Raw genomic sequence first — 1,089 nt, 5'->3', positions numbered from 1 at the left:
GGACTCCGTTGGGAAAGTCGTAAATCGGCTCTCGGGAGCGGGTCATGCCGCAAGGGTGAGGCGTGCGAGATGGGAGACGCGAGTGGTGCCGAGTGGGGTCTCGTTCAGCCAGGCGTCGAGGCGGATGATGTTGAGGGCGGTGGCGGAGAGGACGTTGGCGAGGTGGGTTTTGCTCTGGCCCCGGTAGGGAGTGCGTCGCAGGTGGGTGCGGCGGACGGCCTGCGAGATTGTGCCCTCTACCCCGGCTCGCACGTCATAGCGTTCCTTCCACGAGTCGGTCCGCTGCTCGGCGCGTCGCTCTTCGAGGATCTGCTGCTGCTCGCGGGGCAACAGGGTCAGGCTGCGGCCCCACTTGCCGTTGGCTGCCTTGGTGCACCTCGCTCGCAGTGGGCAAGGGTCGCAGTCGGCGAGCGCGAAGTGCACCCGGACGAGCGGGGTCCCGCTGGCTTTGCGCTGTTGGGACCAGCTGGCGCTGACCGCTCCGCCTGGGCAGGTGACGTTTTTGGCCACCCAGTCCGTCGTGAATGCAGCCTGGGCCAAGTCCGGTGCCTGGGTGTCACGTCCGCTGTGGTGGGTGTCGATGCCGACGGGGCCGAGCAGGTCGATGCCGTGGTCCTCGCGGGCGGCCAGGATGTGGGCGGCGGTGACATATCCGGCGTCCACCAGATGCTCACGCGGCTTCAGTTTCCGGTCGGCCAGATGCTGGTGGATTCTCGCGGTGATCTCGGTGTCGTTGACGGTTGCGTTCGTGGTCTCCACGTTCGTGATCAGGTGCGGGGCGTCCGGCTCACAGGTCTCGCTCAGATGGACTTTGTAGCCGCACCAGCCCGATCCCCGCTTGATGCCGTAAGGGGCGTCCGTGTCATATGGGGAGGTCAGCCGGTCTCTGGCTGGCGGGAGGTCCTTGCCCTCCCGCCAGCACACCTCCTGCCTGTCCCGGTGGTACTGCTCTGCCCAGGCCCGGCGCAGGATGCGGACTGCGGGGACCTCGCGCAGCCAGGCCGGAGCGGTCGGCGCGTCGATGGCGTCCAGGACAGCGAACCCGTCCCGGCCGACCTGCTCGGCCCATTCCCGGCGGACGTTCTCCCC

The 1,089-nt window shown here is 68.2% G+C and carries 1 protein-coding gene; it reads right to left on the bottom strand.

Translation table 11 applies throughout. From position 1 onward, the window contains the following. Positions 1-42: 42 nt before the first annotated feature. A partial coding sequence (locus ACFV3E_RS46805; protein ID WP_500542665.1) for a transposase occupies positions 43-1,089 on the bottom strand: 1,047 nt, incomplete at its 5' end.

Origin of the sequence: Streptomyces sp. NPDC059718, assembly GCF_042733315.1 — a bacterium.
Classification (GTDB): domain Bacteria; phylum Actinomycetota; class Actinomycetes; order Streptomycetales; family Streptomycetaceae; genus Actinacidiphila.
The sequence above is the reverse complement of the archived record's forward strand: the minus strand, read 5'-3'. Positions and strand labels throughout refer to the sequence as shown.